This is a genomic window from Solitalea koreensis, from assembly GCF_900182575.1.
Lineage (GTDB): Bacteria > Bacteroidota > Bacteroidia > Sphingobacteriales > Sphingobacteriaceae > Solitalea > Solitalea koreensis.
Genome location: NZ_FXSZ01000002.1, coordinates 445,029 through 460,415 on the forward strand (window position 1 = coordinate 445,029; position 15,387 = coordinate 460,415).

Below are 15,387 nucleotides of genomic sequence, written 5' to 3' on the forward strand. Positions count from 1 at the left end.
CTAAAAAATCATTCATTTTCGCTAGTTCCATCCTTGATTTTGGTCTAATTGATTATTTCTCATTAACTCCGAAAAAGGAACTGGATAGAGATTCATTTTTTGATCATATGTAACATTTTGCACATTCACGATCTGATACGTTAAAGCTGAGGTCACAGGGTCTTTGGTGATTTTCAAACCTCTCAAACTACCGTTTAACACATCTTTGGCAATATTCCAGCGGCGTATATCCCAAAATCTGTGCTCCTCAAAGGCAAACTCACAACGGCGCTCATTACGGATAATATCGCGCATCTGTGCTTGCGTTAAGCTTCCTGCAGCTAGTGGAGTTGTAAAACCTGCACGAGTACGAATGAGATTGATGGCTGTATAAACAGAAGCATCAGGGCTTGCTAAAGCTTCATTTTGCGCTTCAGCATAGTTTAATAAAACTTCAGCATATCTAAAGAGCGGGAAGTTATGTGTAGCACTTGTGAAAGAAGCTGCAGATCCTGTGGTAGTCATAAACTTACGCATATAATACCCAGTCTTTGTTCCGCTACCTACGCCTGGTTTCGAATTATTTTTACCTCCTTCGAACAATTCTAGAGGGGTATTTAACCAGCTCATCCCGTTATAAAAAATAGTAAGGGCAAAACGAATATCCCTATTTGTAGCAGGAGCTGCCTGATTATATCCTGAAGTAGGGTCAGTAATACTTTTACCGTTCTTCATCTTGAAAGCTTCCACTAAATCCTGGGTAGGATTGGTATAACCCTTACCGGCACGCTGAAAGCCCGGCGGCTCATTTAACGATTCCACTGAAGTATTATCAGCTTGTTGATATGCTAAAATAAATTCGGTGTTATTACGGGTTGTGAACATAGTTCCAAAGCTGCCTGACGCTACAAGCTGGTAAACACCCATGTCCATAAGTTCCTTAGCCGCAGCTGCTGCCGCTTGCCATTTAGTTATGTCATTGGTTGGATTGTATAATGGGCTCGCATCATATAACAATAAACGGGCTTTTAAGGCTAAGACAGCACCCTTGCTAACGCGACCAGTCTCATAGGAAGCATCAGTAGTGAGCAGCACCTTACCTTTAATTGCATCACACTCGCTCACGATATAGTTTACACACTCTTGGCGGGTATTGCGTGCTAATGATAAGTTATCATCTACGGCAAAAACCTTATCACCCACCAATGGAACATTTCCCCAACGTTTTACCAACTCAAAATAAAACATAGCTCGTAAAAAACGTACTTCAGCTTTAATAGCATCTTTACGAACCAGAGGTATTCCTGAGTTGTCTATATTAGCAAGTAATACATTAACACGTCTAATTGCAGCATAGTTACTTGCCCATGGGTTTTCAGGTAAATCCGTAGGACTCACTTGACCTATTTTAAACTTATCTACTTCAACAGTTGTTGAGCTTGCACTAACCGCATCATCAGTAGCCGCATCTAAAACATTACTACCAATACGGTTAAAACCACGAGGCAACTGTGCGTAAATACTTGATACATACTCATTTATCATATTACCCTCTTTGTCTTTCGGGCTAAAAATGTCGGTAATATCCGTACGATCTACAGGTAGCTGCGTCATTACATCTTTCTCACAAGAAGAAAGTAACAACGAAAAAAACAAACAGCCAATTAATATAAAGTTTCTTTTCATATTGATATCCTTCTAACTATTGTTAAAACTTAACACTAAGCCCTACTGTATAACTTTTGTACAGAGGATAGAAATTGAATAATGCTTCCGGATCCATATCCTTAAGCTTGGTAATGGTTAATGGATTATATGCATTAACAAATACTCTGAAATTTGAAAGGTGGATTTTATTTGAGGCAGAAGATGGTAACGTGTAACCTAACTCTACATTCTTCACACGTAGATAATCCCCATCTTTGATCCAATAAGTAGAAGTACGATGATTGTTAACATTGGTTCCATACGTTAAACGCGGATAAGTAGCAGTAGCAGCAGTTTCCGGCGTCCAACGGTTTAAGTGTAAATTTTGTACGGTACCAGCTGATACTCCATTATTCTGAAACTCCCATGCATTGATTCCGGTAAAGAAGAAATCTTTATTGGCAACACCCTGCACCACCGCAGAGAAATCAAAACCTTGGTATTTCAAGCCTAATGAACCCGAGTAGTAAATTGGAGCCGATTTTTTTCCGATTGCAGTGACATCATTATCATCAATTACCTTATCACCGTTCAAATCTTTATACTTAATATCACCAGGCTGAAGAGCTACACCAAACTGAGTTGGACTAACATCGATTTCTGCTTGTGATTGGAATAAACCCAAAGCAACTAAGCCAAACGGCTGGCCAACACGCTCACCGGTTCTATATTGATAATCATACGGACGGTTTACCTCATCCTGGAAAATCACTTTACTATCAAACAACTGAGCATTGGCCGCTAAACTTAGGTCAACTTTACCTAAACGAACGCTATAATCAGAACCTAACTCAATACCTGCATGACGATATTTACCCAAGTTTTCATCAGGATAGCTTAATCCTAAAAGTGTGTTTGAAGTGCCTGGTGTTTGCAATACATCATATCTGTATTTGTTAAAGTATTCAACCGTTACTCCCAATTTATTATTAAGCATACGGGCGTCGATACCGGCATTAAACACTTTAGATTTCTCCCAAGTAATATTAGGATTTGCAATAGCGGCTTCGTTCCATCCTCCCATAGCTGTTCCAGAGTTACCAAAATAATAAGCATTGCTACTAGAAGTATAATACGGTTGGTAGGCATAATTTGATGCGCGGTCAAAACCTAACAAACCACCAGATACCTTAAATTTCAACTGATTAATACCAGAGGTTTTTAAGAAATCTTCTTTAGCAAGGTCATAACCAACAGACATAGCAGGGAAGAATCCATATCGGCTTCCTTTTACGTACTGTTCTGTACCTTGGTAGCTGAATGCCGCATCAGCAAAAAGCTTTTCATTAAAATCATAACTTACGCGACCCATAATACCATTATAAGCATGAGTTAGCGACGTGCCTATATCATACTGATCCCATGTATAGCGTACAGTTGCATCAATGCCATGTTTATCAAAAGAATGATTATAAGCCAAGCCTCCATCAAAACTCAAACGTCTCGAAAAACTATTTCCATAACTATTAGAACTTGAGTAATTTGCATTCGTTCCAAACTGCTGGTAAGTTTTATTTTTAGTAGCAGGGTCAACCGTTAATTGGTAAACAGCAAAGTTAGAACGACTTCTAAAAACTGTATTGCTATAATAAGAAGTGTAATGAACTGAACCTGTAGCGGAAAGGCCTTCTGTAATAAAATTAAGTTTACGGTTAATGTCTGCATCTACAAATGCTGTTCTTCTGTTTTCACGATTATAGCCGGTTTTGTTAATTAATCCATAGATATTACCATTATAAAATGAATTACCGCCTAATAATGTAGTATCCGAAATAAATACCGGGTAGGCATTTGCAGGAGTACTTTTTAACGCACTCATGATAGAACTGATACCAGCACCAGGAGAATTGGCTTTTTCAAATTTACCGGCGAGGCGTAATCCTACACTTGTGTTCTTATCAATATCAACATCTACATTCGAACGAAATGAATATCTGTTGTAATCGTTATTGGTATTATAATCTTGTGAGCCAACATTAAACATCCCTCCCTGATTCATGTTTTCAAGAGATACGAAATAACGAGCAGAAGCATTTCCTCCTGTTGCATTAAAATTATATCGGGTAAAGTTATAGGTAGGTTTTAAGGCCAATTTCAACCAATCTACATTTGGATGCCCATTAGGATCAGTCCCATTTTTATATGCATCCAAATCAGCTTGTGTATAAGGCGCTGTGCTACCATCATTCCTTGCTGCTTCGTTTGACAGAACAGCATAATTATAAGAATCAAGGTACTTAGGCAAGTACGTAGGTTTTTGAAGCGCCCCTTGAGCAGAAAAACTGATCGTTTGCTTTTGCGCAGATCCGCTCTTGGTTTTCACAACAATTATCCCGTCTGAGCTACGCATACCAAATGGAGCCAGGGAAGCCGGATCTTTTAAAACACTGATCTCAGCAATTTCATTGGTGTTGATTTGATCAATATCACGTACTTGACCATCAACAATAATTACCGGAGAAAAATTTCTAAGCGAGAAATTGGACGCATCATTTCCAAAAGAAATGGATTGGGAAGAAATTAAGCCTAACAATCTACCTGCAAGAGCATTACTCGACGACGGTGAACCTACTGTATTAATGTCATCACCCTTAATAGTTGCAACTGCTCCTGAAAAGGTTTTAGTCTTATGGGTTCCGTAAAGAAACTGAACGGTTTCTGATGTAAAATCACTTGCCTCCAACCTAACATCAAAACTTGTTTTGTTATTTACCGTTAGCTCAGTAGTGACTTTTCCAAACATAGAAAACTGAAGAACATCCGTTTTTTGGGCAGCAATTTTAAAATGTCCATCTCCATCAGTTTGAGTACTTCGTGTGGTACCTTTCACGACGACAGCTACTCCCGGTAGTGGCAGTTTAGCATCGTCCACTACGGTTCCTGTTACTTGAGTTGTCTGGGCTTTCAGCATGCTGCACGGAAACAAAATCAATAAGATCAAAAAAAGTGAGAACCACGATTTACAGCGGTCAGTTTTTTGGGTGTCTTTGGATTTCCACAAAACACCTCCTGGGTTTACGTAAACTTTAATCATATAAATTGAATATTGGTTGCATCTTATCTGATTTGTTCTGAGCCTCTTAAAACAAGTGACTTCAAACCATCCAAGAGCGAATATAATTTTCTAAAAACGTAATCGATTACATTTTTTTCATGCAAACGTTTGCGTAAATTTTCACACAAGGTATAAATTTGAATTTATGAACTGGGTGGCGATTTTAAGGGCTATTAAAGAAGTGTAAATGCCTTGCCTGGATGTACATTCTCAATGTGCCAAAAAAAGATGAAGGTAGGCTACGTTAACTGAATCCTTCGGTAAAGAACGAAGAACAAAAACAATTATTTATGCCGTTTGCTCGACTCCCTTTCAATCAGGTGAACACCAACCACCTGTTTTCTAGGTAAAATAAGTGATTCCTCGGAATTCATTTGTTGATACAACGTTTGAAACACCAAATGCCCCATTTCATAGGCTGCCTGATCAACCGAAGTAATAGCAGGTACAAAAATCTCTGTTCTTGGATCATTCGAATAACCTACCACAGCAAAATCATCCGGAATAGCCAAGCCTTTAGCTTTTGCAGTTTGAGCAGCAACAATTGCGGATAAATCATTGGATGCAAAAAGAGCGTCAGGCACCTTTTTTAATCCAAACATTTGCTCGCTTGCACTTAATGAGGAATCTTTGGTGAGAATGTGTTCAAATATTATCTCCTCATCAACAGGTAGATTATGTTTTATCAGCGCATCTTTATAACCAGCCAATCTGTTTTTATAAATATTTGACCCCATTGGCCCTGAGAAATGGGCTATTCTTTTGCAACCGTTCAATATCAAATGTTCTGTGGCCATATAACCGCCAAGGTAGTCGTCACCTTCAATTACCGGACCCATATAATTTTGTGGCACCCGGTCAAAAAACACGAACGGATTTTTTTGTTTATTGAAAGATTCAATTACGGCGATTTCACTTGTAAACATCGTCGTCGACAACATTAAGCCATCCACTCTACTTGAAAACATGGTACTCACCAGTTCCGCCTCTATATTTACATCTTCATTTGATTGGGAAATAAGCAAATTGTATCCATACTCACGCGCCTTGTCCTGCACCCCGCTGATGACCATTGAATGAAAGTGCATGTCGATACGAGGAACTATTAAACCAACTGTTTTGGTTTCTTTTTTTCGAAGGCTTGATGCAATTGTATTAGGTCGATACCCCATCTTACGGGCAGTTTCTATTACAAGATCGACAGTTGCTTTTTTATTTCCTTTGCCTCCGTTTAAGGCTCTGGAAACCGTTGCAGAAGAAAGCCCCAACTTCTCCGCTATATCATAAATCGTTATTTCTTTATCATTCATTTTATAGAAACAAATATTATTCATATGAATTAACTAACTATCTGTGGAAATGTAAATTATAAATAACGCACTGTGCGATCTAAGTGCCCTCAACAATGACTATCATTTGCAGGTTTTTATCTAAATGATTCCTGTCGAAAAACCCAAAGTACTTATTGAATAAAATCGCCCAACAAATTTATAGACTTCAATCCATCAGGTCTTCCCAAACCCTTTAAATTACAAATTTACCGCAATCGATTACATTATTTTTGTAAACAATAACTGGCTGGTAGCCCAATAGTTCTTACTATCTGGATTAATGCAAATACTCAACTGTATAATGATCGCACCTTGTTTGAATTAAAAAATGTGTAAGCACAATTAATCTGGCTGATTACAATTTCAAAGGTGTTGAAATATTTGGAAATCTAATGAATGTGAAGTAATGAATTATACGCTAACAATGAATGTTTAGGGAGCATTTGGTAAATGTTTTACGCCAGCATCTCCAATAGCATTATCGACAGGGTTAACCTATCAATTTAAGGGTAAAAAGGTCTATAATTCATGATATTAGGAAATTAAAGACGATGCTGTTCAAAAGTGACTTGAAACAGACAAACGTCAATGCTTAGGTAGGAACCGATGCTATCCTCAAAAAGAATCCACTCTTCGGCATGCTCCCGTTGATCACAAGAGAAGAGGTTGCTTAAGTGATCTCTGTATGTTCTTCTAATAGCTTACCATCAACGTGAAAATAAGCTCAAAGGCTTTTGCAACTTACCGGCTTAGTATTGAGCAATAGCTTTTGAAAAAGTTGCGAATTCCTTTGTCATTCGCGTTCCTTTTGCCACATGCTCCCAATTCCGAAACACGGTATCACCGGTGGTTTCATTCACCCAATACGTTGTTTTATCAATAAATAAACGGCTTTACCATGGATCGGAAAATCCCGAACCTCTATCTCATCAAAAAAACTTTGGATATCAAGCTAGTTTAAAAACTCTGCCGGCTTCTCATTCTTCTCCTGTAAGTAAATGTGAATGGCTGCTTCGGTTTGAGAAACCTTGGTAATTGAAAAAAAATCTAAAATCCCAATCGGGTGTACCAACTGAACTAAATTGAAGTTTTCACTTTGAATAAGTACTGTAAAGAAAAGATTTTATTCATCTCCCCCAACTTTTCCGATTGATCCCAAAAATCATCTTTTTATCGCAAACTCCACAACTTTTGTCCCGTTCCTAAAAAAGCAGCCTCTAGGGCTGCTTTCAATTTTAAGGGTGGAATATGGGGCTCGAACCCACGACCTCCTGAACCACAATCAGGCGCTCTAACCAACTGAGCTAAAACCACCATATCTCTTCCATTTGGAAATTAAACCTTGGTTTGAAACAAAAACCCCTTTAAATCTAATTAAAGGGGCTAAACTTAAAAGGGTGGAATATGGGGCTCGAACCCACGACCTCCTGAACCACAATCAGGCGCTCTAACCAACTGAGCTAAAACCACCGTATCTCTACCGTTTTGGGATTGCAAAAGTAACAATCAAACACATATCCTGCAACAAAAAAATGAAAAAAAACTTTAATTTTGCCCTCCAAATTAGTTTTTAAGCAGGTAATCAATCAGATACATGATAGAAATTTTTACAGATGGTGCGTCAAGCGGCAATCCTGGCCCAGGCGGATATGGAGTTATCCTCCGTTCGGGCAAACATTACAAGGAATTATCTGCTGGTTTCAGGAGAACAACCAATAATCGTATGGAGTTATTAGCTGTAATCGTAGGCCTTGAAGCTATCAAGACCGAAAATCAGCAAGTAGTTGTTACCTCCGATTCAAAATATGTGGTTGATGCTGTAGAAAAAGGTTGGGTATTTGGCTGGCAAAAGAAAGGGTTTAAAGACAAAAAGAACCCTGATTTATGGGAACGCTTCCTCAAAGTATATCGAAAACATCAGGTAAAATTCAAGTGGATACGAGGTCATGCCGGTCATCTTGAAAACGAGCGTTGTGATGTACTGGCTGTTGCTGCCGGCAAGAATCATGAATTGGTCGACACCTTTTTCGAACGCGAAGAACAATTATCCTAATCTTGACAACGATTACACTTCCAACCAAAATATCATTCAAAGAAATCAACCGTTTAGCTATTCCTGCTCTTCTAGCAGGTGTGATTGAACCGGTTATTTCTCTAACCGACCTTGCTATCGTTGGCAAAATCAAGTTTGATACGATTGAAATATTGGCTGCAGTAGGTATTGCCAGCTCGCTTATTGCAGCCATGACCTGGATTCTAGCTCAAACATCATCGGCCATTTCTGCTATAGTTTCACAATACTATGGCGCAAAGAAACTCGACAAAGTTGAAAGTTTAGTCGCGCAAACTATTACCTTCAGCTTAATGATGAGCATCATTATCACATTACTAAGTCGCTATTATTCAGTAGAACTATTTAAGCTCTATAATGCCAACGGCAAAATACTACAATACGCTGTCGATTATTTTAATATACGGGTTTGGGGATTCCCGCTTACACTTATCACTTTTACACTCTACGGAGTTTTCAGAGGCATGCAAAACACGGTTTGGTCAATGTACATTGGACTTACTGGTGGTTTAATTCATATTGCGCTTGACTTGATATTGGTTTTTGGAGTACAGGGTGTGATTGACCCGATGTATATTAAGGGTGCGGCGTATGCGAGTTTAACAACTCAAATTATGATGTTGGCAGTGGCTTTTTATTTCCTGTACACCAAAACACCTTTCCGCCTGAAGCTTTCTGATAAATTTCACCCCGAACTTTCGCGCTTAATCAATTTAAGCATTAACCTCTTTTTACGAACCGCAGCCCTCAACTTTGCTTTTTATATTGCTAATCGTTATGCAACCGGTTACGGGAAAGAACAAATAGCAGCCCATTCCATCATGGTGAATATATTTCTGTTTACAGCTTTTATTATCGATGGCTATGGTAATGCGGGGAACGCCTTATCAGGGAAATTACTAGGCTCTCGCGACTTTAAAACACTTTGGCTATTAGGGCTGGACTTAGGCAAAATATGCTGTATAGTAGCTATAATTATAAGTGCATTAGGAGCTGTTTTATATATTCCAATAGGAAAATTATTTATAAGCGAACCTCAAACCCTGAATGTCTTTTTCAGAACCTTTTGGATGCTACTCATCATGATGCCTATTAATGCTGTTGCATTCATATTTGATGGGATTTATAAGGGCTTGGGTGAAGCTACTTTTCTTCGCAATCTTTTACTTTCGGCTACATTTTTAGGATTTATACCCACTCTTTGGATTGGTGATCATTTTCATTTTCAACTTTATGGTATATGGATCGCCTTTATTGTATTTATGTTGGTAAGAGCATTAGGCTCTATATGGAAATTCAGAACTAAGTATTTGACCGAATAACAATCACCTCTTTTCTTTTAGGCCAATTAATTCTTTATTTATTTTTTAGACCTATCTAAATTTTAATTTTAGTAAATGAAAATATTGATTTAAATTTGTTTAAATACTTATATCAATCCATGAAAAACATTCTACTTCTGCTAATCTGTATATTTCCTTTGAAGGGTTTTACTCAAACAGGTCAACTAAAGGGGCAAATCCATACTGATGGCCTCCCTCTTGGTTATGTTCATATTAAATTATCAGGAACTAGCATTGAGACTCTAGCGGATGAAGGAGGCCTATTTAGTCTGAAAAATATAAAAGTCGGTAAATACAAAATCGTACTTAGCAGACTGGGTTATACTACCGTTCAAAAAACGGTCGAAATAAAAAATGAAGAAACGGTTACTCTTAACATTACCATGGAACTTCAGAGCAACGCACTAGAGGAAGTGGTAGTAAGTGGCACCATGAAAGAAATCTCGAAACTAAGTTCACCCATACCGGTGGAAGTTTATACCCCTCAACTCTTTAAAAAAAATCCTTCACCTAATATTTTTGAATCATTGGGTATGGTTAACGGCGTACAACCGCAGCTAAATTGTAATGTATGCAATACGGGCGATATTCACATCAATGGTATGGAAGGCCCCTATACCATGATCCTTATTGATGGTATGCCCATAGTGAGTAGCCTTGCAACTGTTTATGGTTTAGCTGGTATACCTAACAGTATGGTTAAGCGTATAGAAATAGTAAAGGGTCCTGCTTCCACGCTGTATGGTTCAGAAGCTGTAGGCGGCTTGGTTAATATCATCACCAAAGACCCAGCCACCTCTCCTACTTTAAATGCCGATGTTTCCACAACTTCTTATAGCGAATACAACGCTGATATTGCGGGTCGTTTTAATTTAAAAGGAACAAACTCATTGGTTGGCATAAATATTTACAATTATGGAACTAAACACGATATCAACCATGATAATTTTACAGATGTAACTCAGCAACAACGCGCTTCTGTTTTTAATAAATGGAACTTTACAAGAAAATCGAATCTTTCTGCCGGATTAGCCCTCCGTTATGTTTATGAAAATCGTTGGGGTGGGGAATTACAGTGGCAACCAAAATTTCGTGGCACAGATAGTATTTACGGGGAATCCATTAAAACCAATCGCTTTGAAATAATTGGGAATTATGGAATAAAATTAGGCCAGGAGAAACTGCTGGCTGAGTACTCATACAATTTCCATCATCAGGATTCATATTATGGTACAACCAAGTTTTTAGCTGAACAGCAAATAGCATTTGCACAAATTAGATGGAATAAAACCTTCGGCAAACATGATTTATTAGCAGGAATACCTCTTCGTTATACTTTTTACGATGATAACACTGCAGGTACTGCTCAAAAAGGTATGAACAATCCTATGAAAAATTTTCTTCCAGGAATATTTGTGCAGAATGAATACAGACCAACCGAAAAACTTACCGTTTTAACCGGACTTCGGTACGATTACCATCATGACCATGGAAGTATTTTTACACCTCGCTTAAGCTTTAAATTCTCACCAAATCGAACCAATACCTTTCGCTTGAGTGGCGGAAACGGTTATCGAGTAGTCAATCTATTTACAGAGGATCATGCGGCATTAACCGGAGCCCGAACAGTGATTATTAAAAACGAACTAAAACCTGAACAATCATGGAATGCAAACCTTAATTACTCAAGTTCAATCCAACACAAATCAGGTTTTATTAATCTTGACGCCAGTGTATTCTACACTTATTTCACCAACAAAATAATTGGAGACTTTAGTACTGATCCACAAAGCATAGTTTATGATAATTTATCAGGACATGCTATTTCAAAAGGAATTACCCTCAATACTGATTTTAGCTTCAATAGCTTAAAAATAATGGCTGGAGTAACAATCATGGACGTTTACCAGGTTGACAGTTCAAAAGTTACCTCTCAGCAATTTGCCCCAAAATTCTCCGGAACGTATTCTGTGAGTTATTCGCTTAATAAAATTGGCTTAAGCATTGATTACACAGGACGACTAAACGGATCAATGTATTTGCCGGTCCAAAAACCGTATGATATAAGATCAGAAAAATCGCCTACTTACACCATTATGAATCTTCAGGTCACCAAAAAATTCTCAAATGGTTTAGAGGTGTATACCGGGGTAAAAAATTTATTGAACTTCATTCCTAAAAATCCAATTCTGCGGCCGGAAGATCCATTTGGTAATCGACCATATGTACCCAATCCAAACAATGAAGTATTTGATCCTTCTTACAGCTATTCGCAAATGCAGGGAATTAAAGGATTTCTTGGTATTCGCTATAACATCAAATAAACATATTATTTTTCAACCTCTGCTAAATGTTAAAACTTAAAAGTTTATTTTTAACGGCACTAAAAAAATAACATGTTAACATTCATTAATTGGGACGTGCATAGAGAAATTTTCGCATTAGGTCCTATTGTTTTACGTTGGTACGGTTTGCTTTTCGCTTCAGGTTTTGCGGTAGGGTACTATATTATGCAGGGAATTTTTCGTAAAGAAGGAATTAAGGAAGAAGTCTTAGATAAATTAACATTGTACATGGTCATAGCCACTGTTCTTGGAGCTCGTTTAGGACATTGCTTTTTTTATGAACCGGGTTATTATCTGAGTCATCCTTTAAAGATTTTAAAGATCTGGGAAGGTGGATTAGCAAGTCATGGAGCAGCAATCGGGATTTTCATTGGACTTTACTTATTCTCTAAAAAAGTAAGCAAGCTCCCCTATTTATGGATTTTGGATCGTATAGCTATTGTGGTAGCATTAGCTGGTGCATTTATCCGCACAGGCAACCTGTTTAACTCGGAAATTTATGGCAAACCAACTAATTTACCTTGGGGCTTTACCTTTCCAAATGCGATGGAAGGCCCAATTTTAACCCCCGTACACCCAACGCAGATTTATGAGGCCTTGTTCTGTATTTCGCTGTTTGCTTTCTTATATCAATATTACAAGCGCAATGCAACCCATTTAAAGGACGGAATTATCTTTTCCTATTTCCTTGTATTTCTATTTGGCTTCCGCTTTTTGGTAGAGTTTTTAAAAGCAGAGCAAGTTGATTTTGAAAGAGGGATGGCATTAAACATGGGTCAATGGTTAAGCATACCGCTTATTATCGCTGGTTGCATTATCTACTTTAAACAGAGAAAAACAACACCTCACAATTATATCGTTGCTAAAAAGGCAACCTCACATTCATAAAAAAAGGCCAATAAATAAAAAGATCCGAATAGCATTTAGCTATCCGGATCTTTTTATTTATACCCATTAAATCATTAACTCTTTTAAACTTCAGCCAGCTGCAATACTTCTTCCAATTCAGGAGAATATTGACGCATAAATTCTTCTGCTTTTTCTACCATATCAGTAGAACCAATAAAGATTGGGGTACGCTGATGAATCTCTTTCACATTTACATCCAAGATGCGTTTAAATCCATTCGTAGCTCTTCCTCCAGCTTGTTCAACTATAAAAGCCAATGGATTACATTCATAAACTAACCGCAGTTTTCCTTTTGGCGAACTTGCTGTTGTTGGATAAATAAAAATCCCACCCTTAATCATATTACGGTGAATATCAGCCACCATTGAACCGATGTAACGTGAAGTGTATGGACGACTTGTTTCATCGTCTTCTACTTGGCAATACTTTAAATATTTCTTTACTCCTTCAGGAAAATGAACATAGTTACCCTCGTTCAATGAATAAATTTTACCTGAACTTGGGAATTTCATATTGGGATGCGAGAAACAAAATTCGCCAATGGAAGGATCAAGTGTAAAACCATTTACCCCATGGCCTGTAGTGTACACCAACATTGTTGACGAACCATAAATAATATACCCTGCGGCAACTTGCTCTGTACCTTTTTGCAAAACATCTTCCATAGTACACATGCCCTTTTCTGTTTTACGACGATAAATGGAAAAAATGGTTCCTATTGGTACGTTTACATCAATATTTGAAGAACCGTCCAATGGATCCATTGCAACAATATACTTTGCATTCTTTGAAACAGCTGAATTCACATGAATTACGTCTTCATTTTCTTCAGAAGCGATCATGCTACATTCACCTCCGCTTTTTAGAGCAGAGATAAATTGCTCATTAGCATAGATGTCAAGCTTTTTAACGTGCTCACCTTGTACGTTCATCGTACCGGCTTCACCTAAAATGTCAACAAGCCCTGCTTTATTTACTTCTCGGTTTACAATTTTGGCAGCAATTCCGATATCCCGTAACAGTCGTGACAACTCCCCTTTGGCATAAGGGAACTCTGACTGACGTTCAATAATGAACTGCCCCAAGGTTACAACTTTTGTCATAAATGGTAATTTATTGATTGGTGAGACGAATTTACGGCAATTTTTATGCTTGAAGAAATAAGAGAATCATGCTGAAATAACCTTGGTGTTATTTCAACACATATAATCCTCTGGAATTGTTAAGGGATTGTTATAGTATAGCCATATACTTTTCAATACGAAACAAGAAATACGGCTATATCTGTAAAATTGATAATTACTAAATAAGAAGATTATTTTTTATAAAATTCACCACCTTTTCATTTCAATAACCTCTAAATCGTGTATCCGCTTACCAGTAATTGAAAATCGTAATAATGTCCTCACTTGATGAAATCCTTCTTTCCCGGCCGCCCCAGGATTCATGTGCAATAGCTTTAATTCCTGGTCATAAATAACCTTAAGAATGTGCGAATGTCCACAAATAAATAAGTCAGTTGAGGTGGCTTGCAACTCCTTTTTAATACCCGGTTTATAGCGTTTCGGGTAACCACCTATGTGAGTAATCATCACATTTACCTCTTCACATTTAAATCGCATCATTTCAGGATAAAGCACTCTTATTTCATGACCATCAATATTTCCATAGACCCCGCGCAAAGGTTTAAATGCTGAAAGCTTTTCATGAACCTCAACAGAACCCCAATCACCAGCATGCCATATCTCATCACAGTCTTTGAAATGCTCGAAAACCTGTTCATCTAAAAAACTATGCGTGTCAGAAATGAGTCCGATTCTTTTCATAATTGGTATGTATATCGTGATTTGAGTAGTAAGCATTCGTTTTGTCGGGCCAACCACTTGGAGATCCCTCGTGCCACGGGATGACAACTTAAAGAAAACTAAAAAATAGTTAAAAAATCCTTTACGGTACTCCTATATTGAGCGGAGTGTTTTCCTGGTGAATCGTATATAACAAACTTATTTTCAGCAACCGTTTTACAATTCTTACCAAATGCAACAATTTTTCTTTTTGCTTCAGCATGATCGAAAGAATGCACATTGAAAATAATTTCAGGAAAAAGGCCAACATGTAATGCTTCTTTAGCAAACTGATCCGATTCTATTAAAGGTAAAATCAACCAGAATTTTCCATCGCTTTCAAGCAGATCATTTACTTTGACAGCTAATTTGGCAAAGAATTGTTCATCTATGTGCCGTGCTGCCTCTTTTTTCTTGCCGTTAGATTTTAACGAATTGATAAAGTACGGAGGATTGGAAACTATAAGATCGTATTTTTTTTTAGGACGAAAATCGAAAATAGATGTATGAAAAATCTTTAATCGATCACTCCAAACGGAGATCACGAAATTACTTCTAGCCTGCTCATAAGCATCCGATTCAATTTCAACTGCATCAATCAACGCATTAGGTGAACGTTGCGCTAGAATCAATGCTATTAAACCGGTTCCTGAACCAATATCAAGAATATTCTTTGAGTTTATGCTATTAGTCAAAGTTCCCAATAAAAGTCCATCGGTACCAACTTTCATAGCACATTTATCATGATACACCTTAAACTGCTTGAATTGGAAATAATCTTTTGACATATTTTTTAGCTATGC

At 37.6% G+C, this 15,387-nt stretch carries 10 protein-coding genes and 2 tRNA genes; 4 read left to right on the forward strand and 8 right to left on the reverse strand.

Going from position 1 to position 15,387, the window contains the following annotated elements:
* Positions 1-21: 21 nt before the first annotated feature.
* The 5 genes from FN756_RS04985 to FN756_RS05005 form a co-directional block, all read right to left on the reverse strand.
* On the reverse strand, positions 22-1,665 hold the full coding sequence (locus FN756_RS04985; protein ID WP_142601999.1) for a RagB/SusD family nutrient uptake outer membrane protein: 1,644 nt from the start codon (positions 1,663-1,665) through the stop codon (positions 22-24).
* Positions 1,666-1,687: 22 nt separating this feature from the next.
* A complete protein-coding gene (locus FN756_RS04990; protein ID WP_142602001.1) occupies positions 1,688-4,720 on the reverse strand; it encodes a SusC/RagA family TonB-linked outer membrane protein in 3,033 nt (1,010 codons plus the stop codon).
* A 305-nt stretch (positions 4,721-5,025) separates the two neighbouring features.
* Positions 5,026-6,051 (reverse strand): LacI family DNA-binding transcriptional regulator, encoded by a 1,026-nt coding sequence (locus FN756_RS04995; RefSeq protein ID WP_185955182.1) that lies wholly within the window; start codon positions 6,049-6,051, stop codon positions 5,026-5,028.
* 1,260 nt (positions 6,052-7,311) lie between these two features.
* A tRNA-His gene (locus FN756_RS05000) sits at positions 7,312-7,387 on the reverse strand.
* 80 nt (positions 7,388-7,467) lie between these two features.
* A tRNA-His gene (locus tag FN756_RS05005) sits at positions 7,468-7,543 on the reverse strand.
* A 123-nt stretch (positions 7,544-7,666) separates the two neighbouring features.
* Here FN756_RS05005 and rnhA point away from each other — a divergent pair.
* The 4 genes from rnhA (at position 7,667) to lgt (ending at position 12,719) form a co-directional block, all read left to right on the forward strand.
* Complete coding sequence (rnhA, locus tag FN756_RS05010) at positions 7,667-8,125, forward strand: ribonuclease HI (protein WP_142602005.1); 459 nt, start codon at positions 7,667-7,669, stop codon at positions 8,123-8,125.
* Between the two features lie 2 nt (positions 8,126-8,127).
* A complete protein-coding gene (locus FN756_RS05015; RefSeq protein ID WP_246085426.1) occupies positions 8,128-9,465 on the forward strand; it encodes an MATE family efflux transporter in 1,338 nt (445 codons plus the stop codon).
* A gap of 119 nt (positions 9,466-9,584) precedes the next feature.
* Entirely contained in the window at positions 9,585-11,810 is a 2,226-nt protein-coding gene (locus FN756_RS05020; protein ID WP_142602008.1) for a TonB-dependent receptor, read from the forward strand.
* A 72-nt stretch (positions 11,811-11,882) separates the two neighbouring features.
* Positions 11,883-12,719, forward strand: a complete 837-nt coding sequence (gene lgt / locus FN756_RS05025; protein WP_142602010.1) for a prolipoprotein diacylglyceryl transferase — start codon at positions 11,883-11,885, stop codon at positions 12,717-12,719.
* 83 nt (positions 12,720-12,802) lie between these two features.
* Here the strand turns inward: lgt and fbp are convergent, their stop codons facing one another.
* The 3 genes from fbp to FN756_RS05040 all read right to left on the reverse strand — a co-directional run bounded on the left by fbp (position 12,803) and on the right by FN756_RS05040 (position 15,372).
* Positions 12,803-13,843, reverse strand: a complete 1,041-nt coding sequence (gene fbp, locus FN756_RS05030; RefSeq protein ID WP_142602012.1) for a class 1 fructose-bisphosphatase — start codon at positions 13,841-13,843, stop codon at positions 12,803-12,805.
* Between the two features lie 228 nt (positions 13,844-14,071).
* Positions 14,072-14,566 carry a metallophosphoesterase family protein gene (locus FN756_RS05035; RefSeq protein ID WP_142602013.1) on the reverse strand — a complete coding sequence of 165 codons (495 nt, stop codon included), beginning with the start codon at positions 14,564-14,566 and terminating at the stop codon, positions 14,072-14,074.
* A 98-nt stretch (positions 14,567-14,664) separates the two neighbouring features.
* Positions 14,665-15,372 carry a tRNA1(Val) (adenine(37)-N6)-methyltransferase gene (locus FN756_RS05040; protein WP_142602015.1) on the reverse strand — a complete coding sequence of 236 codons (708 nt, stop codon included), beginning with the start codon at positions 15,370-15,372 and terminating at the stop codon, positions 14,665-14,667.
* Positions 15,373-15,387: the final 15 nt, after the last annotated feature.

Excerpts from the sequence above, each read along its gene's own strand:
- FN756_RS05020 (WP_142602008.1), top strand. The coding sequence starts at position 9,585 with ATGAAAAACATTCTACTTCTGCTAATCTGTATATTTCCTTTGAAGGGT.
- FN756_RS04990 (WP_142602001.1), bottom strand. The coding sequence starts at position 4,720 with ATGATTAAAGTTTACGTAAACCCAGGAGGTGTTTTGTGGAAATCCAAA.
- fbp (WP_142602012.1), bottom strand. The coding sequence starts at position 13,843 with ATGACAAAAGTTGTAACCTTGGGGCAGTTCATTATTGAACGTCAGTCA.
- FN756_RS04995 (WP_185955182.1), bottom strand. The coding sequence starts at position 6,051 with ATGAATGATAAAGAAATAACGATTTATGATATAGCGGAGAAGTTGGGG.
- FN756_RS05040 (WP_142602015.1), bottom strand. The coding sequence starts at position 15,372 with ATGTCAAAAGATTATTTCCAATTCAAGCAGTTTAAGGTGTATCATGAT.
- FN756_RS05035 (WP_142602013.1), bottom strand. The coding sequence starts at position 14,566 with ATGAAAAGAATCGGACTCATTTCTGACACGCATAGTTTTTTAGATGAA.
- rnhA (WP_142602005.1), top strand. The coding sequence starts at position 7,667 with ATGATAGAAATTTTTACAGATGGTGCGTCAAGCGGCAATCCTGGCCCA.
- FN756_RS04985 (WP_142601999.1), bottom strand. The coding sequence starts at position 1,665 with ATGAAAAGAAACTTTATATTAATTGGCTGTTTGTTTTTTTCGTTGTTA.
- lgt (WP_142602010.1), top strand. The coding sequence starts at position 11,883 with ATGTTAACATTCATTAATTGGGACGTGCATAGAGAAATTTTCGCATTA.